The following is a 22,638-nucleotide window of genomic DNA, read 5'->3' on the forward strand; positions in this document are numbered from 1 at the left end:
GCTGGGTTGGGATGCGGCCAGGGTCAACGTCAACGGCGGCGCCATCGCCCTCGGCCACCCCATCGGCGCTTCCGGCTGCCGCGTGCTGGTGACCCTGCTGCACGAGATGATCAAGCGCGATGCGAAGAAGGGCCTGGCAACCCTGTGCATCGGCGGCGGACAGGGCGTGGCCCTGGCCATCGAGCGCTGATGCCCTGCCGGGCCGACGCCCCGGTCGGCCCGGCCACACACTTGTTCACGCAACGCTCCGCGCACCTGCGCGGGGCGGGACGTACCACGCCCTGGCGTGGTGTCGTCGTTTCAGACCTACAGGGCATCTCTAGAAACGTAGGCGAGGCCGTCAGCGCAAGGAAAAAACAGGCGAAAAAGCGCAGTTTACGTGCGGTAAATGAGCATTTTGATCGGACTCGCGCACGAGGCTGTTTTTAACGCAGCGATGACAACGCAGGTAGTTTTTAGAGGTGCCCAACAGGGGGCGCAGACCCCCGAGCCGCTCCACCCCTATCCAGTGCCGGTGCCCTCCATGCCTGGCCGACAAGAACAACAGTGAGGTAGACCGATGGTCACGCAACTCCAAGAAAGCCGCTCCGCCCGTTTTGCTATGCGGTGCTCCGCCTGGGCCGAGCGCTGGTTCCCCGATTCCTGGGTCTTCGCCGCCGCAGCCGTGATGCTGGTGACCCTGGCCGTGCTGGCCATGGGCGCGCCTGCCAGCCAGGCGGCCAAGGCTTTCGGCGACGGCTTCTGGAGCCTGATTCCCTTCACCATGCAGATGGCCTTCGTGGTCATCGGCGGCTATGTGGTCGCCAGCTCCGGGCCAGCGTCGAAACTCATCGATCGCCTGGCGCGGGTGCCCAAGAACGGCCGCTCGGCAGTGGCCTGGGTGGCGCTGGTGTCCATGCTCGCCTCGCTGCTCAACTGGGGCCTGTCCCTGGTGTTCGGTGGCCTGCTGGTGCGGGCCCTGGCGCGCCGGGAGGAGCTGAAGATGGACTACCGCGCCGCCGGTGCGGCGGCCTACCTGGGCCTGGGTGCCGTGTGGGCGCTGGGCCTGTCGTCTTCGGCGGCGCAGTTGCAGGCCAACCCGGCCAGCCTGCCGCCGTCGATCCTTGCGATCACCGGGGTGATTCCGTTCACCGAGACGATCTTCCTCTGGCAATCCGGGGTCATGCTGCTGGCGCTCATCGTGGTGTCCCTGGTGGTGGCCTACATGACCGCGCCGAGCGCCGCCAATGCCCGCGACGCCAAGGCCTGCGGGGTGGACCCGAGCTTCACCGCGCCGCCCCAGGCCAAGCCGACCCGCCCGGGCGAGTGGCTGGAACACAGCCCGTTGCTGATCATCCTGCTGGTGGCCCTGGCCGGCGGCTGGCTGGCCCAGGAGTTCGCCAGCAAGCCGGCGATCACCGCCATCTCCGGCCTCAACACCTACAACCTGCTGTTCATCATGACCGGCGCGTTGCTGCACTGGCGCCCGCGCAGCTTCCTCGATGCCGTGGCCCGGGCGGTGCCGACCACCACCGGGGTGCTGATCCAGTTCCCTCTCTATGGCTCCATCGCTGCGCTGATGACCACCGTGAACGGCAGCGACGGCCAGACCCTGGCACACCACATCTCCACCTTCTTCGTGCAGATCGCCAGCCACGACACCTACGCGCTGCTGATGGGCGTGTACTCGGCGGTGCTGGGCTTCTTCATCCCCTCCGGTGGTGGCAAGTGGATCATCGAGGCGCCCTATGTGATGCAGGTGGCCAACGACCTGCAGTACCACCTGGGCTGGGCGGTGCAGATCTACAACGCCGCCGAGGCGCTGCCGAACCTGATCAACCCCTTTTACATGCTGCCGCTGCTGGGCGTGCTGGGGCTGAAGGCGCGGGACCTGATCGGCTTCTCCTTCGTGCAGCTGCTGGTGCATGCGCCTCTGGTGCTGGTGATGCTCTGGGCGCTGGGCCGGACCCTGACCTACATCCCGCCGGTGATGCCCTGAGGGCAGGCGGCGGCGCGGGCAGCACGGCCCGCGCCGTCGCCGGCTGGCGCTGGGGAGGAGGGCGGTCGGCAAGCTGTCATCAGTCGGTCATGAACGTGTCATAGCCTGCCGCCATCCCAACCAAGGAGCGCGACATGAAAGCAACCCGACTGAGTGCGCTGATCGCCCTCGGCCTGGCGTCCGGAGCGGCCTGGGCCGATGTCCGGGTGGAAGGGCCGGTGGAGTACGGCGTGTTCGAGAGCCGCTATCAGGACTTCAAGCCCGGTGAGCGCGTGCTGACCAGCGGCGACCAGACCATCCAGCAGACCGAGGTGGTGCCGGCCCGGCTCGGCACCAAGTTCGGCCTGCGCTACACCCTTGTCGGCAAGCGTGAGAACGACACGCCGCTGACCCTGCTGTACCTCACTCCGGGCGTGACCACTCCCGACGGCCAGCGCCACGACAAGTTCGAGGTGATCCAGAAGATGGCCCCGGGCGCCCCCAAGGACGTGATGGCCTACGAGTTCACCGAGACCCACGAAGTGGTGCCCGGTGCCTGGCACTTCATGGTGTTCCAGGGTGACCGGCTGCTCGCCGAGAAGCGTTTCGAGGTTCGTTGACCGCTTCTGCCGCCCGGTTCTGCCGGGCGGTTCCTCCTTGCGGGCCAGGCCCGTCGCGCCTCAGGCACCTGTGATTTTCCTCCCCGGATGACGACTGCTCGGCTGCCGCGCTTGCACTTTCGTGCCCGATTCACTCCCCGCTCCAACAACAGGAACAGCGTGCCCCCTGCGACGAGGATGGACAACGGCGAGAGCGATGCCGGGGCCTGCCCGGCGAGGACGGCTTGAGCCTCGCCCGCTACCTGCGCGAGCACCACGACCTGCCGGTGATCATGGTGTCCGGCGCCGGCAGCGCCGTGGACCGCACCATCGGTCTGGAAGTGGGCGCCGACGACTACGTGGCCAAGCCCTTCGATCCCCGCGAACTGCTGGCTCGGATCAAGACCGTGCTGCGTCGCTACCAGCGTGCGCCGGCTCTTGGTGTGTTGCTGTGTACCTGGGGCAGCCCGGCCATGGGCGTTGTACACCTGGGGCCGCGCCCGGTCATCCGGGCGGGTGCTGAGGCTGGAGCGTGCGCCGCGTGACGGGGTGCGCCACGCAGCCTGAGGCCAGGCGGACTAGACGGTGAAGCGCGCCACCATGGCGTTGAGTTCCAGGGCCAGGCGCGAGAGCTGGTAGCTGGCGGTGGAGGTTTCGTTGGCGCCGGTGGCCGTCTGGGTGGACAGGTCACGGATGTTGACCAGGTTGCGGTCCACCTCGCGGGCGACCTGGGCCTGCTCTTCGGCGGCGCTGGCGATCACCAGGGTACGCTCGTTGATGTGGCTGACCTGCTCGGCGATCTCCACCAGGGCAGTGCCGGCGGCTTCGGCGATCTCCAGCATTTGGCGGGCACGCTGGTCGTTCTGACTCATGGCGCTGACCGCCTCGCCGGTGCCGCTCTGGATGTTGCCGATCATCTGTTCGATTTCACGGGTGGACTCCTGGGTGCGGTGGGCGAGGGCGCGCACCTCGTCGGCGACCACGGCGAAGCCGCGTCCCTGCTCGCCGGCGCGGGCAGCTTCGATGGCGGCGTTGAGGGCCAGCAGGTTGGTCTGCTCGGCGATGGCGCGGATCACGTCGAGCACCTTGCTGATGTTCTGCGCGCGTTCGGCCAGGCCCTCCACCAACTGGCTGGTCTGGGCGACGTCTTCGCTCATGTGACGGATCGCCTGGACGGTCTGTTCGACCCGGTTGCGTCCGGCATGGGCCGATTGTTCGGAAGCCCGGGAGGCCTCGGAGGTGCCGGCGGCGTTGCGGGCCACTTCCTCGACGGCGGCGGTCATTTCGTTCACCGCCGTGGCGGCCATCTGGATCTCGTCGTGCTGCTGGCTGAGGGTGCGGTTGCTTTCCTCGGTGATGGCGCTCATCTCCTCGGCCGCCGAGGCGAGCTGGGTGGCCGAGTGGCTGATCTGCTCGATGGTGCCGCGCAGTTGTTGCTGCATTTTCTTCAGGGCGGTGAGCAACTGTGCGGGTTCGTCCCGGCCGGCGGTGTCGATGGGCCCGGTGAGGTCGCCGCTGGCCACTACATCGGCGGCGCGCACGGCGATGTGCAGCGGCTGGGTGATGCTGCGCGTCAGCAGCCAGGCCAGCAGCACGGTGGCCAGTACCGCCAGGGCCAGCACGCTGAGCACGGCGCTCTTGGCGCTGGCGTAGTCCTGGTCGGCCTTTACGTTGGCCTGCTCGGCGCCTTCGGTGTTGTAGTCCAGCAGGGCCTGAAGGGTCTTTATGGTGGCGCGGTAGTTGTCCAGCAGCGAGCCCTGGGCAAGGCGGTAGGCGCTTGCGCTGTCGCCGCTGCGGGAGAGGTTCAGCAACTGGGTGGATTCGTCCTGAAAGCGTTTGTAGTGCTGCTGGAAGGTGCGGAACAGTTCGGTGTCACGCCCGGCGTCCATGTCCTTTTCGTAGGCCTGGCTGGTCTTGATCAGGCTGGCGTCAAGCTCCTGCAGGCGCTGCTCAAGGGTGGGCTTGGTGCTGGCTTCGGCGAGCACATGGCCCAACTGCACCTGGCGCATTTCGGTGGTCAGCAGTTCCAGCTTGGCCAGGTTCCTGAGGCTCGGTATCCAGCTATGGCTCATATCGGTGGAGGCATCGTTGATCACCGACATGCGGTTCAGCGAGAACAGGCCGGTGAAGATCAGCAGCAGGGTGATGAGGGCAAAACTCGAGGCGGCGCGCGGGGCGATGGGGAACTGGCGCAGGAACATGGGCACTTCTCCGTGGGGGCCAGGCGGGGGACGCGGTGGAGTATAGGTATTCCTGCTGGTCTGCGGTGCCCGGCCTGGGCATGTTCTTCGGCGGTGCTGGCGATCACCAGGGGCGTGCGCTTCGGCTGCAACCGCCACTTCTCTTCTGGCAGCAGGAGCGGGGGCTTTCAGAAGCGCTCGATCTTGTCCCCTGCGCCTGGCGGTATGACGGCAAAGCCGCAGGCGGCGCGGGTGCAAGTGCTCAGGTTGCGCAGGGTTTGAATGCGGCGGCGGGGTTTGGGAAAGATCTGATGCCGGTTTTATGCGGGGCATGAAAAAGGCCCGTATCCGGAGATACGGGCCTTCAGGTGTCACCAATGGGCAGGTCAGCCCTTGAAGCGCTGCAGCACCAGGGTGGCGTTGGTGCCGCCGAAGCCGAAGCTGTTGGACATGACCGTGTCCAGCTTGGCGTCTTCGCGAACCTGGCGAAGGATCGGCATGTCGGCCACTTCCGGGTCCAGTTCGTCGATGTTGGCCGAGGCGGCGATGAAGTTGCCTTCCATCATCAGCAGGCAGTAGATCGCCTCGTGGACGCCGGCGGCACCCAGGCTGTGGCCGGACAGGCTCTTGGTGGAGCTGATCACCGGGGCCTTGTCGCCGAAGACTTCGCGTACGCCGCGGATCTCCGCCACGTCGCCTACCGGGGTGGAGGTGCCGTGGGTGTTGAGGTAGTCGATCGGGGCCTGGACGGTGGACAGGGCCTGCTGCATGCAGCGGACCGCACCTTCGCCGCTCGGGGCGACCATGTCGTAGCCGTCGGAGGTGGCACCGTAGCCGACGATCTCGGCGTAGATCTTGGCGCCGCGCTTGAGGGCGTGCTCCAGTTCCTCGACCACCACCATGCCGCCGCCGCCGGCGATGACGAAACCGTCACGCTTGGCGTCGTAGGCGCGGGAGGCCTTCTCGGGGGTGTCGTTGTACTGGGTGGAGAGGGCACCCATGGCGTCGAACAGGCAGCTCTGGCTCCAGTGCTCTTCCTCGCCGCCACCGGCAAAGACCACGTCCTGCTTGCCGAGCTGGATCTGTTCCATGGCCTGGCCGATGCAGTGCGCACTGGTGGCGCAGGCGGAGGAGATGGAGAAGTTCACGCCCTTGATCTGGAAGGGGGTGGCCAGGCACGCGGAAACGGTGCTGCCCATGGTACGGGTCACGCGGTATGGGCCGATGCGCTTGACGCCCTTGTCGCGCAGGGTGTCGATGGCTTCCATCTGGTTGACGGTGGACGCGCCACCGGAGCCGGCGATGAGGCCGGTGCGGGGGTTGGATATCTGCTCGGGCGTCAGGCCGGAGTCCTTGATCGCCTGCTCCATCGCCAGGTAGGCGTAGGCAGCGGCGTCACCCATGAAGCGGAAGATCTTGCGATCGATCAGCTCTTCCAGGTTCAGGTCGACGGAACCGGAAACGTGGCTGCGCAAGCCCATCTCGGCGTAGGCCGGGTTGTGGCGGATACCGGCACGGCCGGCACGCAGGTTGGTGGATACGGTTTCCTTGTCATTGCCCAGGCAGGAAACGATGCCCAGGCCGGTGATCACGACGCGACGCATGCGGATAACCCTTAGAAGCTGTCAGTTGAAGTGAAGAGGCCGACGCGGAGGCCTTCCGCGCTGTAGATCTCGCGCCCGTCGACGCTGACGGTGCCATCGGCGATGCCGAGGATCAGCGAGCGGTTGATGGTGCGCTTGATCTGGATGTTGTAGGTGATCTTCTTGGCGGTCGGCAGGATCTGACCGAAGAATTTCACCTCGCCCGAGCCCAGTGCGCGGCCGCGGCCGGGGTTGCCCTGCCAGCCGAGGTAGAAGCCCACCAGTTGCCACATGGCATCCAGGCCCAGGCAGCCCGGCATCACCGGGTCGCCCTCGAAGTGGCAGGCGAAGAACCACAGGTCGGGGTTGATGTCGAGCTCGGCGACGATTTCGCCCTTGCCGTACTTCCCGCCGGTTTCGCTGATGTGAACGATCCGGTCGATCATCAGCATGTTGGGGGCGGGCAGTTGCGCATTACCAGGTCCGAACAGCTCACCGCGACTGCAGCGCAGCAGGTCTTCCCGGGAATAGGCGTTTTGTCTTGTCATGCGAGCTCCTAAATGGTCCCCGAACTGCAGGGCTTGGCATTTCGTCCACTGCCGTGCGCATAGCGCCGAATCGGCAGACTAGTCATAGACTGTTGCGTTGCAGTGAAAGTCACAGAGTACACTCGTACACCTGCATTACGATCGTCCCGGGTCGCGCGGGGTCGGGTCCGAGGGCACAGCCTGCTGCACTTTATCACCCGCTGACCACTCACCGAAGGTCGGGGGGCAATCGGTCGCGCCGCCCAGCCAGCGCTGCAGTACACGCTGCAGGTCTGCCCGTTTGAACGGCTTGGCGAGGTAATCGTTCATACCTGCTTCCAGGCACGCCTCGCGGTCGCCCTGCAGGGCGTTGGCGGTGAGGGCGATGATGGGCACCCGGGCATCACCATTCATGCCGCGAATCTGACGGGTGGCTTCATAGCCATCGAGTACCGGCAGCCTGCAGTCCATGAGAATGGCGGCAAACCCCTTTCGAGAGGCCGCCTGCACGGCCTGGGCACCGTCGCTGACCAGGCTGACGCGGTAGCCGAGGCTGCGCAGCATGGCTTCGATCACGGTCTGGTTGACCGGGTTGTCCTCCACCAGCAACACATCCTGGCCGCTGCCTGCCATGGCCGGGTCCGTGTGTGGGTCCTCCGCGCGGATGGCCTGCTGGCGGAAGGGCAGGGGAATCTCCAGGGTGAAGACCGAGCCCTGGTCCTGGTGGCTTTCGGCGCGCAGGGTGCCACCCATGCGCTCGGCCAGGGTGCGGGCGATGGGCAGGCCGAGGCCGGTGCCGCCGTAGCGCCGGGAAATGGAGCTGTCGGCCTGCTGGAAGGCGTCGAACATGTGCTCCAGCCGCTCTGGTGGAATGCCGATGCCGCTGTCGTGCACCGCGCAGGTGAGCCAGAGCACCTGGTCGTCCAGTGCCTGCCACTGGGTGACCACGCGGATGCTGCCTTCCTCGGTGAACTTGAGGGCGTTGCCGACCAGGTTCACCAGGATCTGCCGGATACGGGTCGGGTCGCCCTGGACTTCCACCTGCTCCAGGCCGGGCTGGGTATCAATGATCAACGCCAGGCCGCGCTGCTGGGCGCTGTGCTGGAACACCTGCACCGAGCCGTTGATCAGCTCCAGCAGATTGAAGGCGATGCGCTCCAGTTCCAGCGCGCCACGCTCGATGCGGGAGAAGTCGAGGATGTCGTTGATCACCTTCAGCAGATGCTCGGTGGATTCGGTGGCCAGGGCGGCGTACTCGGCCTGCTCCTGGGTCATCTCGGTTGTTTCAAGAAGTTGCAGCATGCCCAGCACGCCGTTCATCGGTGTGCGCAGCTCATGGCTCATCATCGCCAGGAAGTCGGACTTGGCACGGTTGGCCTGCTCGGCTTCTTCCCGCGCGGCGATCAACTGGTCGATGGCCTGGCGCTGTTCACGGCTGGCCCGGTCGAGGCCGTTGGCGAGGTTATTGATGTGGCGGGCCAGATCGCCCAGTTCGCCTTCCTCCATCACCGGCAGGCTGGCCTGGTAGTTGCCGGCCTGGATGGCTTCCACCGCCTGGCCCATGGCGCTGATGGGCTGTGAAAGGCGGATGGCCAGGCGGCGTGCTACCAGGAAGGTGAGGACCAGGGCGAACAGCGCCAACAGTGTGGCCTTGAGCAGGATCTCCTGCTGGCGGCTGCTGAACGCATCGTTGGACATGCCGACCACCACGCGCCCGAGGTAGCCGGTGGCCAGTTTGCTTTCGCTACGTCCGGCATGAAACAGCGTCTCGTTGCCCAGCTTCACCTGCTGCAGGCGTATCGGTGCGTGGAAGATTTCCACCTGTGCCCCGTTGCGCTCGAGGGTGCCGGGCTGCTCGACGTAGGCAAGGATGGCGTCGTCCTGGTCGCGCACCTCCAGGAAGCGCACATGGGGGGTGTCCAGGGTGGCCTTGAGCAGGCCTTCCAGGACTGGGCGATTGCCGGCGATCACGCCGTATTCGGCTGCCGGCGCCAACTGGTTGGCGATCAGTTGGCCGGTGTGGTTGAGTTCCTGGCGCAGGTCCTGCAGCCGGGCGAAGGTGAAGAAGCCGGTCAGCAGCAAGGTCAGCAGCAGGGCGGGACCGAGGCTGATGAGTTGGGTGCGGGTGTGGATATCCCAGCTGCGGGTCATCGGGTTGTGCCTCCTGGGACCGTAAGCGTGGAGTCAATGTGCAGCAGCTCCCGGGCGTTTCCGCTTTGGTCGCGCCCGCCCGGGGCACCGTGGCGGCGTGCGGGCCGTCGGATAGAGAGGGCGGGTGAAGGGCGTGGAGGCATGCAGGGGTCTCGGTGCGGGGCTTGCCAGGTTGAGTGATGGCCGTTCGGCGGGTGTCCGGCACCGTAAAACCACGAAGCGGTCACATTAGATGCAGGATTTTCGTCGCTCCCCCGCGGCTTGACCAGTGGCAGATGCCCGGTTTGAGACTGGTTGGTCGCTCGGGCCTCCGTATAATGCGCGGATTCGCCACCCGGGTGGCTTTACATGGACTGGTTATGACTCGAGATCAATCGATCGCAGTGCTGGGTGGCGGCAGCTTCGGCACCGCGATTGCCAACCTCCTCGCCGAGAACGGCAACAGCGTGCTGCAGTGGATGCGTGACCCCCAGCAGGCCGAGGCGATTCGCCAGAACCGCGAGAACCCCCGCTACCTCAAGGGGGTGAAGATCCACCCCGGGGTCAGCCCCAGTTCCGACCTTCCCGCCGTGCTGGCGGCCTGCGACCTGGTGTTCGTGGCCATCCCCTCCAGCGCCCTGCGCAAGGCTCTGGAGCCGGTGGCCGAGCAGCTCGAAGGCAAGCTGCTGGTGAGCCTGACCAAGGGTATCGAGGCGCAGAGCTTCAAACTCATGAGCCAGATCCTCGAAGACGTGGCGCCCAAGGCGCGGATCGGTGTGCTCTCCGGCCCGAACCTGGCCAAGGAAGTGGCCGATCACGCGCTGACCGCTACCGTGGTCGCCAGCGAAGACGCCGAACTCTGCCAGCGCGTGCAGCAGGCCCTGCACGGCAAGACCTTCCGCGTCTACGCCAGCGCCGACCGCTTCGGCGTGGAGCTGGGCGGCGCGCTGAAGAACGTCTACGCCATCATCGCCGGCATGGCCGCCGCCCTGGGCATGGGGGAGAACACCAAGAGCATGCTGATCACCCGGGCACTGGCGGAGATGACCCGCTTCGCCGTCAAGCTCGGTGCCAACCCCATGACCTTCCTCGGCCTGGCCGGCGTCGGTGACCTGATCGTCACCTGCTCCTCGCCCAAGAGCCGCAACTACCAGGTGGGCTTTGCCCTGGGCGAGGGGCTGTCCCTGGAGGATGCCGTGGCCCGGCTGGGCGAGGTGGCCGAAGGGGTCAACACCCTCAAGGTGCTGAAGGCCCGCGCCGAGGAGTTGCAGGTCTACATGCCGCTGGTTTCCGGACTGCACGCCATCCTCTTCGAAGGGCGCACCCTGGCCCAGGTGATCGAAGTGCTGATGCGCGGCGAGCCGAAGACCGACGTCGACTTCATCCCCACCAGCGGCTTCTGAACCAGCCGCCCCAGGACCAGGAGCTAACCATGAGCAATGAGCAAGAAGACCTGCAGCGCGAGTCCATCCTGCTGCGTGTGTTGTGGATGCTGATCTTCGTCATCGTCTGGCAGTTGGCTGAGATCGTGCTTGGCGTGGTGGTGCTGGCCCAACTGGGCTACCGCGCCTTCTACGGCGCGCCCAACGGCGGGCTGATGGCCTTCGGTGACAGCCTTAGCCAGTACCTGGCGCAGATCGGCCGCTTCGGCACCTTCAATACCGAGGAAAAACCCTGGCCCTTCGCCGATTGGCCTGCCCCGCGTGCACCGGAAGGCGAGGCCGCCCACAGCGTGCCACCGGCGCCCCACCCGGCGCGTGACGAAGAGCCGAAGCTGTGAAGCTCTGGTTGCTGCGCCACGGCGAGGCAGAGCCCCGGGCCGCCTCCGATGCGGAGCGCCCGCTGACCCGCAACGGCCGCCAGGAGGTGCTGCAGGCCGCAGCCCGCCTGGCGGGAGCGCCCTTGGATGCGATCATCGTCAGCCCCTACCTGCGGGCCCGGCAGACGGCCGAACTGGTGGTCGAGGCCCTGGCATTCCAGGGGCCGGTGTTGGTGGAGGGCTGGCTGACCCCGGAAAGCGACCCGCGCGAAGCGCTCGACCGGCTTGCCCGGCGGGAGGAGAGCCAGTTGCTGCTGGTGACCCACAACCCGTTCGTAGGGGAACTTGCCGGCCTGCTCGTCCACGGTAATCGCCAACAGCCATTGGCCATGAGCACCGCCAGCCTGGCCGAACTCGACGGCGCGATGCCCCTGGCCGGGCTGATGGACCTGCGCGCGCTTCATCATCCCCATCGCCTGTGACCCCGGTGGGGTTCAAGGAAGACTGCCGTGATCCATGATTTCACTCGCCAGGCACTCGTCTGGCTCCTGGCCGTGGCCTGCATCCCGTTCGCCGGCGCTGCCGATCATCCCGACCCGTCCTACTTCGTCGGCCGCTACTGGGTGGTGGGCCGTCTGCCGGACAGCGGCACGCCCTACAGCGGTGACCTCAAGGTCTACCTGCACGAAGGCGAGATGGCGCTGCATTGGGAGGTGGGCGAGGAGGTCTGGGCGGGGCGGGCGACCTTCGTCGAGTCGGAGATTGTCGATACCGCGACCCAGTTGCGTATCACCCTCACGCGCAATGGCCATCCGTACGAAGGGACGCTGCTCTGGCGCAACGACCTGGACAACTACCCAAGGGTCTCGGGCTACATCTACGACCCGAAGGTCGACACCGACAAACCGGGCCTGGAGGCCTGGTTCCCCAACCCCGAGTCCCCTTGAACGAAGCGCCCGGCCAAGGGGCCGGGCGCTGTCGGGTCAGTGGCTGGGGACCTTGTCGCCCCTCGTCTTCCAGAGCGAGAACAGTACGCCGCCGATCAGCAGGCTGAGGGTCACGCTCAAGGAGATGACCGGAGGGATCTTGCCGATGAAACCCACCAGGAAGATCTTGCCGCCGATGAACACCAGCACCAGGGCCAGGGCGTACTTCAGGTAGGCGAAGCGGTGGATGAGCGCCGCCAGGGCGAAGTACAGGGCGCGGAGGCCGAGGATGGCGAAAATGTTGGAGGTGTAGACGATGAAGGGGTCCTGGGTGATGGCGAAGATCGCCGGGACGCTGTCCACCGCGAACACCAGGTCGGCCAGCTCGATCAGCACCAGTGCCAGCAGCAGCGGCGTACCCCAGAGCACGACACGGCCGTTGGCGTCCGGCTGGCGGACGAAGAAGCGCTGGCCATGGAGCTCGTTGGTGATCCGCATGTGACGTCGCAGGAAGCGCACGAAACGGTTCTCCGCCAGGTTCGGCTCATCGTCCACCTTGGCGAACAGCATCTTCACGCCGGTGATGACCAGGAACACGCCGAACACATAGAGGATCCAGCTGAACTCATGGATCAGTGCGGCGCCCAGGGCGATCATCACGCCACGCAGCACGATCACGCCCATGATTCCCCAGAACAGCACCTTGTGCTGGTACTGCCGCGGGATGGCCAGGAAGCTGAAGATCATCGCCATCAGGAACACGTTGTCCATCGACAGCGACTTCTCGATCAGGAAGCCGGTGAGGTAGTCCATGCTCGAGTCGGCACCTTTCTGGTGCCAGACCCATAGACCGAACAGCAGGCCCGCAGTGATGTAGCCGGCGGAGAGCATCAGGCTTTCCTTCACGCCGATCTCGCGCTCCTTGCGGTGGAGCACGCCGAGGTCGAAGGCCAGCAGAGATACGACGATGGTGATGAAGACCAGCCAGAGCCAGGTTGGGGTGCCGAGGAAGTCGGCGAAGAGAAACGCATCCAGGGCAGTCACGAGCCCCTCCTTTCAGTCGAATTGAACCAACTATGACTCCGACATGGCGGCGCTAACCGTCAGAGGGGCCCGGCGTCATGGCGGCGAGAATACGGACCCCTCATACCCACTCAAGCCGGCCTTTTTGCAAATTGTGTATGCCTTCGGCAGAGGCCACGGTCGATACATTTCTTAACTTGCGCCTGGGATGGCGTGCGTGGAATAGTCGCCCAAGCAAGTGCTTGGTTGTCCCCGATTCAAAAGAATAAAAAAGGAGGAGGCCCTGTGGCTGATGCAGTCCGTTTGCCGCTCGACATGTTCTTCGAGCGCGAAGCACGTCATCCCAACAAGCGTTACCTGGTGCAGCCCATGGCGGGTGGCCAGGTGGAGGAGCTGACCTGGGGCGATGTCGGCGACCAGGCGCGACGCGCCGCCAGTTGGCTCAGGGGGCGCGACCTCCCCCCGGGCAGCCGCATCGCGATCATTTCCAAGAACTGTGCCCACTGGATCGTGGCCGACCTGGCGATCTGGATGGCCGGGCACGTATCCGTGCCGCTCTACCCGAACCTCACCGCCGAGTCCGTCCGCCAGGTGCTGGAGCACTCCGAAAGCGCCCTGGCGTTCATTGGCAAGCTGGACGACTGGCCCGCCATGAGCGCTGGGATTCCCGAGGGTGTGGCGACCATCGCGCTGCCCATCCACCCCGAGGGTGCCTTCGACTACGCCTGGTCGGACCTGCTGGATTCGACCCCCATCCGTGACAACCCCCGCACCCGCCCCGAGCAGCTCGCCACCATCATCTACACCTCCGGCACCACCGGCACGCCGAAAGGCGTCATGCAGAGCTTCGGCAACTTTGCCTTCGCTGCCGAGCACGGCGTGAAGCTCTTCAACACCAGCGAGAACGATCGCCTGCTGTCCTACCTGCCGCTGTGTCACGTGGCCGAGCGGATGTTTGTCGAGATGGCCTCCCTCTACGCCGGGCAGACGGTGTTCTTCGCCGAAAGCCTCGATACCTTCCTCCGTGACCTGCGCCGCGCGCGGCCCACGGCGATCTTCGGCGTGCCGCGCATCTGGACCAAGTTCCAGATGGGCGTCTTCGAGAAAATGCCCGCCCAGAGGCTGGACCGCCTGTTGCGTCTGCCGTTGATCGGCCGCTTCATCGGGCGCAAGGTGCTCGCCGGCCTGGGGCTCGACGCCGTGCGCGTTGCCTTGTGCGGCGCGGCCCCGGTGCCCGAGGCGCTGCTGCACTGGTACAAGCGCCTGGGGCTGGACGTACTGGAGGTCTACGGCATGACCGAGAACTGCGGTTATTCCCATGTCTGTCGCCCCGGCGAGCAGAAGACCGGCTGGATCGGTCGCAACAGCCCCGGCGTCGAAGTGCGCATCAGCGAGGAAGGGGAAGTCCAGGTCCGCAGTGGCGCCACCATGCAGGGCTACTACAAGGACCCGGAACGCACCGCCGACACCATCACCTCCGACGGCTTCCTGCGCACCGGCGACAAGGGCGAGCAGGACGCCGACGGCAACCTGCGGCTCACCGGTCGCATCAAGGAAATCTTCAAGACCAGCAAGGGCAAGTACGTCGCTCCCGCCCCCATCGAGAACCGCCTGGCCGTGCACACCCGCATTGAGCAGGTGTGCGTGGTCGGGGACGGCCTGCCGCAGCCGATGGCCCTCTGCGTACTCTCCGAGGTGGGTCGCCAGGAGGCCGGCAATGGCACCCGTGAGCAGTTGGAAGGCAGCCTCCGGACCCTGCTCGACGAGGTCAACCAGGCGCTGGACAAGCACGAGCGCCTGCTCGGCCTGGTGCTGGTGAAAGAGGTCTGGGCGGTGGACAACGGTTTCCTCACGCCGACCCTGAAGATCAAGCGCAACGTTGTCGAAGGCACCTACGGGCCGCGTTTCCCTGAGTGGATCGCGCGTCGCGAAACGGTGCTCTGGCACGACTGAAGTCCGCGCCGGTTGCCCCGGCGCCTATCCACCAAGGAGTCGACATGAGCCTGTGGCGCGAAACCCCTGATCTGGACCGCCTCAACGCCACCCTGCGCAACACCATCGGCGAGGTGCTGGACATCCGCTTCGAAGCCTTCGACGAGGGCTCGATCACCGCCAGCATGGTGGTGGACGGCCGCACCCACCAACCCTATGGCCTGCTCCACGGTGGCGCGTCCGTGGTGCTGGCCGAAACCCTCGGCTCCACCGCCGCCTACCTGTGCATCGACAACAGCCGTTTCTACTGCGTGGGGCTGGAAGTGAACGCCAACCACCTGCGCGGACTGCGCAGCGGCCGGGTCACTGCGGTTGCCCGGCCGGTGCACCTGGGGCGCTCCACCCATGTATGGGACATTCGCCTCAGCGGCGACGATGGCAAGCCCAGCTGCATCTCGCGGCTGACCATGGCCATCGTCCCCCTGGGGGAGGAGCCACCACGCAGTTGATGCGCAAAAGAAAGGGGCCGCTTCAGCGGCCCCTTTTCATTCATGCCAGGTCCAACCAGATCGGTGCATGGTCGGAGGGTTTCTCCATGCCGCGCAGGTCGTAGTCGATCCCGGCATCGCGCAGGCGCGCCTGCAGCGGCTGGCTGGCGAGGATCACGTCGATGCGCAGGCCGCGCTTGGGGGTGTCTTCGAAACCGCGGCTGCGGTAGTCGAACCAACTGAAGCGGTCGTTCACCTCGGGGTGGAGGTGGCGGAAGCTGTCCACCAGGCCCCAGCCCTTCAGGGTGGCCAGCCACTCGCGCTCTTCCGGCAGGAAGCTGCACTTGCCGGTCTTCAGCCAGCGCTTGCGGTTTTCCTCGCCGATGCCGATGTCGCAGTCTTCCGGCGAGATATTGATGTCGCCCATCACCACCAGCGGCTGGGAGGGGGCGAAGCGGCTTTCCAGCAGTGCCTGCAGGTCGGCGTAGAAGCGTTGCTTGGCCGGGAACTTCACCGGGTGGTCGCGGCTCTCGCCCTGGGGGAAGTAGCCGTTCATCACCGTCACCGGGTTGCCCTGTTCGTCGGCGAAGGTGCCGTAGATGAAGCGGCGCTGGGCGTCCTCGTCATCCCCCGGGAAGCCCTTGTGCAGCTCCAGCGGCGCCTGGCGCGACAGCAGCGCCACGCCGTAGTGGCCTTTCTGCCCGTGGTAGTGGACGTGGTAGCCGAGCTGGCGGATCTCCGCTTCCGGGAACTGCTCGTCGGCCACCTTGGTCTCCTGCAGACCGATCACGTCGGGCTGGTGCTTGGCGATCAGCGCCTCCAACTGGTGGGGGCGGGCGCGCAGGCCGTTGATGTTGAACGAAACGATCTTCATGGGGGCAGCCATCCGGAAAAAGTATCGAATGCTAGCCCAACGCCCGCCGGCCCTGCCAGCACATGGCGGCAGGGCAGGGCGGCTGCTAGCTTTTCAGCCAGCCGGGGCGCCTGCCCATCGCGGCCACCATAACCAGAACAACGAGGACACCGTGCATGCCCGGATACGTCACCCAAGCGCCCGTAGAAGTGCGCCTGCTCGACCGCGGCTACAGCCGTGAGGCCCGCTCGCTGCTCTACCATGCCTACCGGCATGAGCCCACTTACGCCTACCTGCTGGATGCCGAGCGACCCGGCTATGACCAGCGCGTACGCGCCACGGTACGGGAACTGGTCAGGCAGCACTTCATCGAAGAGCTGCCGGCCATCGGCCTGCTGATCGAAGAGCGCCTGGTGGGCATCGCCCTCATCGCCCCGCCCCAGCGGCGGCTGGATATCACCGAAAGCTGGGGTTGGCGACTGCGCATGCTGCTGACCACCGGCCTGGGTTGCACCCGGCGCTTCCTCGAATACCACGAGGCAGTGCTCGCCTGCCTGCCACCCGGCCCCTACCACGTGCTGCCATTGCTCGGCATCCACCCGGAGTTCCAGGGGCGCCAACTGGGCGAGCGACTGCTCCAGGCGCTGCATGAGTGGTGCGCCGAGGATGCCGGGTCCCAGGGCGTGGTGCTGGACACCGGCAACCCGCGCTACCTCGATTTCTACCAGCGCCAGGGCTACCAGTTGCTCGGCGAGGTCGCCGTCGGGCCTGTGCTGGAGCGGGTCTTCTTCCACCCCAATCCGGCCCAGGCGCTGGAGGGCGTTGGCGTGAGCGCCTGAGCCGCCATGGCTGTCAGCCCGACACATCGCGCCACGAAATCCTCGGCCGACGAGGCGCCTGCTACTGAAGAAAGGCAGCGGAACGCCGTGCTAGCATCCCGCGCATGAATGTTCGTCAAGGAATGCGCGGCCTCCTGGCACTCGCGCTGTCGGCCCTGTGCCCGCTTGCGCTGGCCAAGGCCTCGCTGGAAGTGAAAGTGACCCCGGCCAATGCCGCGTTGAAGGCCAATATCGAAGCCTTCATCGGCAGCCTGGGGGATCGAGATGAAACCGCCCTGCGTCGTTTCCGTCGTGCCGCCGAAGAGCAGGCGCGCCAGGCGGCGCAGGCCCTCGGCTACTACCAGGCGGAGATCGACAGCCAGGTACGCCCCGGCAAGGACCCGGTCCTGCGACTGGGCGTGCAGCCCGGCGAGCCCGTCCGCCTGCGCCAGGTGACGGTGCGGGTGGAGGGTGAAGCCGCTGACCTCAAGGCCTTCAAGGTGCCGAAAAGCAAAACCCTGGCCCCGGGCGAGCCGCTCAACCACGGGCTCTACGAAGACGCCAAGAAACTCATCCAGAGCCAGGCCCTGCGTTATGGCTTTTTCGATGGCCGCTTCCGTTCCCAGCGGCTGGACATCGACCCCCGTGCCGGTGTCGCCGACATCGAACTGATCTACGACAGCGGGCCGCGCTACGCACTCGGCCGGGTCGCCTTCGACGGCGACACCCCCTTCGACCCCGAACTGCTGGCGCGCCTGGTGCCGTTCCCGCCCAACACGCCCTACGACGCCGACCAGGTTGCCAAGCTCAGCCAGAACCTCCAGGCCAGTGGCTACTTCGAGGAAGTGCGGGTGGATGCCCAGCCGGAGCCCGGTACCGGCCGGCTGATCCCGGTGAAGGTGCGTCTCGGCGCCGTCAAACCCCGCACCCTGGGCCTGGGCGTGGGCTTCTCCACCGACGTCGGCCCCCGCGCCCGGGCCAACTGGACCCGCCATTGGATCAACCCCCAAGGCCACCGCCTGGGGGCGGAAAGCGAAATCTCCACGGCACGGCAGAGCGTCGGCACCTGGTACGAAATCCCCCTCGACCCGCCGCTGACCGACAGCCTGCGCTTCACCAGCGGCTTCCAGCGCGAACAGCTCACCGACGTCGAAAGCCGCCGCTTCACCCTGGGCAGCCAATGGCAGTCCAAGCTGCCGGACGACTGGCAGCGGGTCGTCTCCCTGCGCTGGGAGCAGGAGAACTACGACTTCGGTGACGGCAGCCCCAACGGGCGCAGCAGCTTCCTCATCCCCGGCATCGGCTACAGCGTCACCCGCAGCGACAACCGCCTTGACCCCAACCAGGGCTACCACCTGCAACTGGACGTGCGCGCCGCCAAGGAGGGCGTGCTGTCCGAGGCCGACATGACCTACGCCAGCGCCATGGCCAAGGGGCTCTACACCCTCCCGGGCGGTCATCGCCTGCTCGGTCGTGTTCAGGCCGGCGGCATCGCCACCACCGACTACGGTGCCATTCCGCCCTCGCTGCGCTTCTTCGCCGGTGGTGACCAGAGCGTGCGGGGCTATGACTACCAGACGCTCTCCCCCGAGGACCGCCAGGGCAACAAGGTCGGCGGCCGCTACATGGTGGTGGGCAGTGCCGAATACCAGTACCCCGTTGCCGAGCGCTGGCGCATCGCCGCCTTCGTCGACCGCGGCAACGCCGTCAACAACCTCAAGGACAAGCTCAAGACCGGCGCCGGCATCGGCGTGCGCTGGGTCTCCCCGGTCGGGCCCATCCGCCTCGACCTGGCCAAGGCCCTGGATGATCCAGGCGGCTTCCGCATCCACTTCTCCATGGGGCCGGAGCTGTGAGGCGCGTGGTCAAGGGGGCGTTGCTCGCCCTGGGGCTCACCCTGGCTGGCGTGGGAGCGATCGGCGCCTGGCTGCTGGGCAGCGAGGGCGGCGCCCGCTGGGCACTGGGCCTGGTGCCGGGGTTGGAAGTAGAGGGTTTCAGCGGCCACCTGGGAGGCCAATGGCAGGCACAGCGTGTGGTGTGGCGCCAGGGCGAAAGCTCGGTCGCTATCACCGCCCCGCGCCTGGACTGGCAGCCCGGCTGCCTGCTGGGCATGACGCTGTGCATCGACCAACTGGCCGCCGACGAGGTGGCCCTGTCGTTCCCGGGGGAGGGCGGCAGCACTGACGATGGCCCCGTCCGCCTGCCCGCCCTCGCGCTGCCGGTCGGCATCCGCCTGGGCGAGGCTCGCCTGGGGCGTCTCAGCCTGGATGGCGAGGCGCTGCTGGCCGATCTCCAGCTTCGCGCCACCTGGCTGGCGGACGGGCTCACCCTGGAACGTGTCAGCCTCCGTCGTGACGACCTCGCGCTGGAGCTGCAGGGGCACCTCACCCCCAGCGGGGATTGGCCGCTGGAGGCGACCGGCACCCTGGCGTTGCCGGCGCCCGGTAGCCAGGCCTGGTCACTGGCGTTGCACGCCAAGGGCGACCTGCAAGGGCAACTGACCGTCCAGGCCGACAGCACCGGTTACCTGCAAGGCCGCCTGGATGGCGAACTGCAGCCCCTGGCCGACTATCTGCCTGCCTCCGCCACCCTGAAAGTGGACGCCTTCAAGCCCTCGGCGGACCTGCCCGACACCCTGCAATTGCAGCAACTCACCCTCCAGGCCCAGGGCGACCTGGCGCAGGGCTACGCGGTCAAGGGACACGCCAACCTGCTGGGCGAGGGCGGTGATGTACGCCTCGACCTGGCCGGCCGTGTGGATGCCAAGGGGGCGGACCTCAAGCAACTGGCCCTGATGGCTGCGCCTGAGCAGACGCTCGACCTGAACGGGCGGATCGACTGGCAACAGGCCCTGGCCCTGGACGCCCGTATCGCCTGGCGTGACTTCCCCTGGCGCCGGCTGTATCCCGCGATCGACGAGCCGCCCGTCAGCCTGCAGCGCCTCGACGGCCAGGTGCAGTACCTCGATGGCCACTACCACGGGCAACTCGACGCCGCCCTGAAGGGGCCGGCCGGTGACTTCACCCTCGCCAGCCCGCTCAAGGGTGATCTGGGCCAGGTGGAACTGGCCGACCTGCGTCTGGCCGCCGGCCAGGGCAAGGCCCAGGGGCGCGTCCAGGTGGGCTTCGCCAGCGGTGTGGATTGGGACGTCCAGCTCGCCCTCAAGGACCTCGACCCCGCCTACTGGGTCGCCGAGCTGCCCGGTCGCCTGGCCGGCAACCTCGCCAGCCAGGGGCGCATGGCCGATCGCCTCGCCCTCATGGCGGACCTCGACCTCAAGGGCCAGTTGCGCGGCCAGCCCGCCGTGCTGCAAGCCAAGGCCCGTGGCGAAGGGCAGCGCTGGACGCTGGAGCAGGTCCAGGCACGCCTGGGCGACAACCGCATCGACGGCCAGGGCCGTCTGGAGCAGCGCCTCGACGGCCGCCTGGACATCGCCCTCAATCGGCTTGGCCAGCTCTGGCCCGGCCTGTTCGGCAGCCTCAAGGGGCGCCTCGACCTCGCCGGCAGCCTCGACGCGCCCCAGGGCCAACTTTCCCTCGATGGCCAGCGGATCGGCCTTGGCCCCCAGCGCCTGCGTCAACTGCGCTTGCAGGCCAGGCTGGATGCCCGGCAGAACGGCACCCTGCAACTCGATGCCGACGACCTCGAGTCCGGCGAGCGCGCCCTGGGTGACCTGCGCCTGACCGGCTCGGGCACGCTCCAGCGGCAGCAGGCCGAGCTGAGCTTGAAGGGACCCGACCTCGGGCTTGGTCTGGCCCTCGACGGGCAACTGAAGGACGGCGACTGGCGCGGTCGCCTCAGCCGTGGCGACGTGCGGCTCGGCACCCAGGACTGGCGCCTGGAACAGGCCGCCTCGCTGCAGCGCCTGGCCGACGGCCGCCTGGACCTGGGCGCCCATTGCTGGCGCTCCGGCGAAGCAGGCCTCTGCGCCGGCCAGCAGCGCCTGATGCCCGAACCCAACCTGGATTACCGCCTGCGGGACTTCCCCCTGGCCAGCCTGGCGCCCTGGCTGCCGGATGACTTCGCCTGGCAGGGACAGTTGGACGGCGACTTGCGGCTGCAACTGCCGTCCACCGGCCCCAGCGGCCGCATCCTGCTGGATGCCGGCAGCGGCGTGCTGCGGGTGCGGGAGGAGGGGGCCAAGGGCCAATGGCTGGACTTCCCCTACCAGAGCCTGCGCCTGGAGAGCAGCCTGCGCCCGCAGCGGGTGGACAGCCGCCTGCTGTTCGAGGGCGGCAAGCTCGGCCGCCTGCGCCTGGACGCTCGCATCGACCCGCGCCCGACCCGCAAGCCGCTGCAGGGCGACTTCCAGTTGGAGGGCCTGGACCTCGCCGTGCTGCGCCCCTTCGCCCGGGGCGTGGAGGAGCTGGAAGGGCGCCTCGACGGCAGCGGCACCCTCGGCGGCACCCTGCTGGCACCCAACGTGATCGGGCAGGTGCGCCTGGGCGGAGGCCGCCTGGTGGGTGGCGAACTGCCCACGCGGATCGAAGACCTCAAGCTGGATGCGCACATCGCCGGCGAGCGGGTCGAGCTGTCCGGCACCTGGACCGGTGGCGACAAGGGCCAGGGCAGCCTGGGCGGCAGCGTCGCCTGGAGCCAGGGCCTGGACGTGGACCTGACCCTGCGCGGCAACAGCCTGCCGGTGGCGGTGGAGCCCTATGCCAACCTCGATGTTGACCCCGACCTGCGTGTGCATATGGCCGAAGGGCGGTTGGCACTGTCCGGCACCGTGCGCGTTCCCCGGGGCACCATCAAGATCCGCGAACTGCCGCCCCAGGCCGTGCGGCTCTCGTCGGATGCCCACCTGGTGGGCGAACAGGACGAGGAAGCCCCGCTGCAACTGGCCATGGACGTCAACGTCGAAGTGGGCCAGGAGCGGCTCAGCTTCAGCGGCTTCGGCCTGACCGCCGACCTCGCCGGGCACCTCAAGGTCGGCGACAACCTGGCCGCGCGCGGCGAACTGAACCTGAAGAACGGCCGCTACCGTGCCTACGGCCAGCGCCTCGACCTGCGCCGCGCACGCCTGCTGTTCGCTGGCCCGCTGGACCAGCCCTACCTGGACGTGGAAGCGGTGCGCAAGATCGGCGACGTCACCGCTGGCATCCGCCTCAACGGCCGTGCCGACGAGCCGACCACCCAAGTGTTCTCCACCCCGGCCATGAGCCAGGAACAGGCGCTGTCCTACCTGGTACTAGGGCGCCCCCTGGAGCGCGGCAGCGACGGCAACGCCCTGGGTCAGGCCGCCCTGGCGCTGGGCTTGTCCGGCAGTTCTTCGCTGACCAGCGACCTGGCGCAGAAGCTTGGCCTCAAGGACTTCCAGATCGGCGACGACGGCGCCACCGGCGTGCTCACCGATCGCCTCAGCATCCGCTACGGCCTCGGCGTACTGGAGCCCACCAGCGTGGTTGCGTTGCGCTACGAATTGACCCGGCGCCTCTACCTGGAAGCCGCCAGCGGCCTGGCCAGCTCGCTGGACCTGTTCTACAAGCGGGATTTCTAGGTGGCAGCGGTAGTTGACGTTTCCGCTCGGCGGCTCGGGCTCCCCGTGCCACCGCAAACGCAACGGCGCACCTTCCAGGCGACTGACGGTGCTGTTCGAGGCGCCAGCATGGCCTCAGAATCCCGCCATCTCCTTCCGTTGTCATGCGAGGCCGCCGTGGACGTTTCCGCCAGCTCCATCTCCGACGCCAGCGCGGCCCAGCTCGCCATGAAAGTGCAGGTCTCGGTGCTGAACAAGTCCGTCGACCTCCAGGCCCAGGGGGCTTTGGCCCTGCTGGAAGCGTTGCCCGCACCGGTGAGCAACAGCAACCCGCCGAACCTGGGCAACGTCATCGACGTCACTGCCTGACCTCGGCAGGCTGTC

General features: G+C 67.1%; 18 protein-coding genes and 2 pseudogenes. 14 read left to right on the plus strand and 6 right to left on the minus strand.

The features are described from left to right. From A7D27_RS24015 to A7D27_RS27510, 4 genes and pseudogenes are all read left to right on the plus strand, one after another. Nucleotides 1-190, plus strand: a pseudogene (locus tag A7D27_RS24015) (acetyl-CoA C-acetyltransferase); the annotation flags it as partial. 369 nt (nt 191-559) lie between these two features. Then, entirely contained in the window at nt 560-1,978 is a 1,419-nt protein-coding gene (locus tag A7D27_RS24020; protein ID WP_069560236.1) for a short-chain fatty acid transporter, read from the plus strand. Nucleotides 1,979-2,112: 134 nt separating this feature from the next. Continuing rightward, nucleotides 2,113-2,577: a DUF3859 domain-containing protein gene (locus A7D27_RS24025; protein WP_069560235.1), complete on the plus strand. Its 465-nt coding sequence runs from the start codon at nt 2,113-2,115 to the stop codon at nt 2,575-2,577. A 206-nt stretch (nt 2,578-2,783) separates the two neighbouring features. Continuing rightward, a pseudogene (locus A7D27_RS27510) lies at nt 2,784-2,990 on the plus strand (response regulator); the annotation flags it as partial. A gap of 144 nt (nt 2,991-3,134) precedes the next feature. Here the strand turns inward: A7D27_RS27510 and A7D27_RS24035 are convergent. The 4 genes from A7D27_RS24035 to A7D27_RS24050 all read right to left on the minus strand — a co-directional run bounded on the left by A7D27_RS24035 (nt 3,135) and on the right by A7D27_RS24050 (nt 8,997). Continuing rightward, the gene (locus A7D27_RS24035; protein WP_069566333.1) at nt 3,135-4,757 is read right to left on the minus strand and encodes a methyl-accepting chemotaxis protein; all 1,623 of its coding nucleotides are present in this window, start codon (nt 4,755-4,757) and stop codon (nt 3,135-3,137) included. Between the two features lie 365 nt (nt 4,758-5,122). After that, nucleotides 5,123-6,340: a beta-ketoacyl-ACP synthase I gene (gene fabB, locus A7D27_RS24040; RefSeq protein WP_069560233.1), complete on the minus strand. Its 1,218-nt coding sequence runs from the start codon at nt 6,338-6,340 to the stop codon at nt 5,123-5,125. A gap of 11 nt (nt 6,341-6,351) precedes the next feature. Beyond that, complete coding sequence (gene fabA, locus A7D27_RS24045; RefSeq protein ID WP_044413996.1) at nt 6,352-6,867, minus strand: 3-hydroxyacyl-[acyl-carrier-protein] dehydratase FabA; 516 nt, start codon at nt 6,865-6,867, stop codon at nt 6,352-6,354. A 135-nt stretch (nt 6,868-7,002) separates the two neighbouring features. Continuing rightward, the gene (locus A7D27_RS24050; protein WP_083265765.1) at nt 7,003-8,997 is read right to left on the minus strand and encodes an ATP-binding protein; all 1,995 of its coding nucleotides are present in this window, start codon (nt 8,995-8,997) and stop codon (nt 7,003-7,005) included. 359 nt (nt 8,998-9,356) lie between these two features. On the opposite strand from A7D27_RS24050, the gene A7D27_RS24055 reads away from it, so the two are divergent. From A7D27_RS24055 to A7D27_RS24070, 4 genes are read left to right on the plus strand one after another with little or no spacing between them, the layout of a single operon-like run. After that, nucleotides 9,357-10,379, plus strand: a complete 1,023-nt coding sequence (locus tag A7D27_RS24055; protein WP_069560232.1) for an NAD(P)H-dependent glycerol-3-phosphate dehydrogenase — start codon at nt 9,357-9,359, stop codon at nt 10,377-10,379. A gap of 29 nt (nt 10,380-10,408) precedes the next feature. Then, the gene (locus A7D27_RS24060; protein ID WP_069560231.1) at nt 10,409-10,756 is read left to right on the plus strand and encodes a DUF4389 domain-containing protein; all 348 of its coding nucleotides are present in this window, start codon (nt 10,409-10,411) and stop codon (nt 10,754-10,756) included. Next, the gene (gene sixA, locus A7D27_RS24065; protein ID WP_069566334.1) at nt 10,753-11,217 is read left to right on the plus strand and encodes a phosphohistidine phosphatase SixA; all 465 of its coding nucleotides are present in this window, start codon (nt 10,753-10,755) and stop codon (nt 11,215-11,217) included. Before A7D27_RS24060 ends, sixA begins: the two co-directional genes overlap by 4 nt. Before the next feature lie 27 nt (nt 11,218-11,244). Next, nucleotides 11,245-11,682: a hypothetical protein gene (locus A7D27_RS24070; RefSeq protein ID WP_069560229.1), complete on the plus strand. Its 438-nt coding sequence runs from the start codon at nt 11,245-11,247 to the stop codon at nt 11,680-11,682. Nucleotides 11,683-11,718: 36 nt separating this feature from the next. Here the strand turns inward: A7D27_RS24070 and A7D27_RS24075 are convergent, their stop codons facing one another. Continuing rightward, the gene (locus tag A7D27_RS24075; RefSeq protein ID WP_069560228.1) at nt 11,719-12,705 is read right to left on the minus strand and encodes a TerC family protein; all 987 of its coding nucleotides are present in this window, start codon (nt 12,703-12,705) and stop codon (nt 11,719-11,721) included. Nucleotides 12,706-12,969: 264 nt separating this feature from the next. Between A7D27_RS24075 and A7D27_RS24080 the strand changes: the two genes are divergently transcribed. Then, on the plus strand, nt 12,970-14,637 hold the full coding sequence (locus A7D27_RS24080; RefSeq protein ID WP_069560227.1) for an AMP-binding protein: 1,668 nt from the start codon (nt 12,970-12,972) through the stop codon (nt 14,635-14,637). Nucleotides 14,638-14,681: 44 nt separating this feature from the next. Continuing rightward, complete coding sequence (locus tag A7D27_RS24085; protein WP_069566335.1) at nt 14,682-15,125, plus strand: hotdog fold thioesterase; 444 nt, start codon at nt 14,682-14,684, stop codon at nt 15,123-15,125. Between the two features lie 40 nt (nt 15,126-15,165). Here A7D27_RS24085 and xthA read toward each other — a convergent pair whose 3' ends face one another. Further along, on the minus strand, nt 15,166-15,978 hold the full coding sequence (gene xthA / locus A7D27_RS24090; protein ID WP_044413974.1) for an exodeoxyribonuclease III: 813 nt from the start codon (nt 15,976-15,978) through the stop codon (nt 15,166-15,168). A gap of 155 nt (nt 15,979-16,133) precedes the next feature. Between xthA and A7D27_RS24095 the strand changes: the two genes are divergently transcribed. From A7D27_RS24095 to A7D27_RS24110, 4 genes are all read left to right on the plus strand, one after another. Next, nucleotides 16,134-16,796 (plus strand): GNAT family N-acetyltransferase, encoded by a 663-nt coding sequence (locus A7D27_RS24095; RefSeq protein WP_069566336.1) that lies wholly within the window; start codon nt 16,134-16,136, stop codon nt 16,794-16,796. A 104-nt stretch (nt 16,797-16,900) separates the two neighbouring features. Continuing rightward, complete coding sequence (locus tag A7D27_RS24100) at nt 16,901-18,631, plus strand: autotransporter assembly complex family protein (RefSeq protein WP_069566337.1); 1,731 nt, start codon at nt 16,901-16,903, stop codon at nt 18,629-18,631. Then, the gene (locus A7D27_RS24105; protein ID WP_069566338.1) at nt 18,628-22,275 is read left to right on the plus strand and encodes a translocation/assembly module TamB domain-containing protein; all 3,648 of its coding nucleotides are present in this window, start codon (nt 18,628-18,630) and stop codon (nt 22,273-22,275) included. The genes A7D27_RS24100 and A7D27_RS24105 overlap by 4 nt, the downstream gene beginning before the upstream one ends. Nucleotides 22,276-22,383: 108 nt before the next feature. Then, complete coding sequence (locus tag A7D27_RS24110) at nt 22,384-22,623, plus strand: putative motility protein (RefSeq protein WP_205894785.1); 240 nt, start codon at nt 22,384-22,386, stop codon at nt 22,621-22,623. Nucleotides 22,624-22,638 lie beyond the last annotated feature (15 nt).

The organism is Pseudomonas sp. 1D4 (assembly GCF_001728925.1).
Lineage (GTDB): Bacteria > Pseudomonadota > Gammaproteobacteria > Pseudomonadales > Pseudomonadaceae > Metapseudomonas > Metapseudomonas otitidis.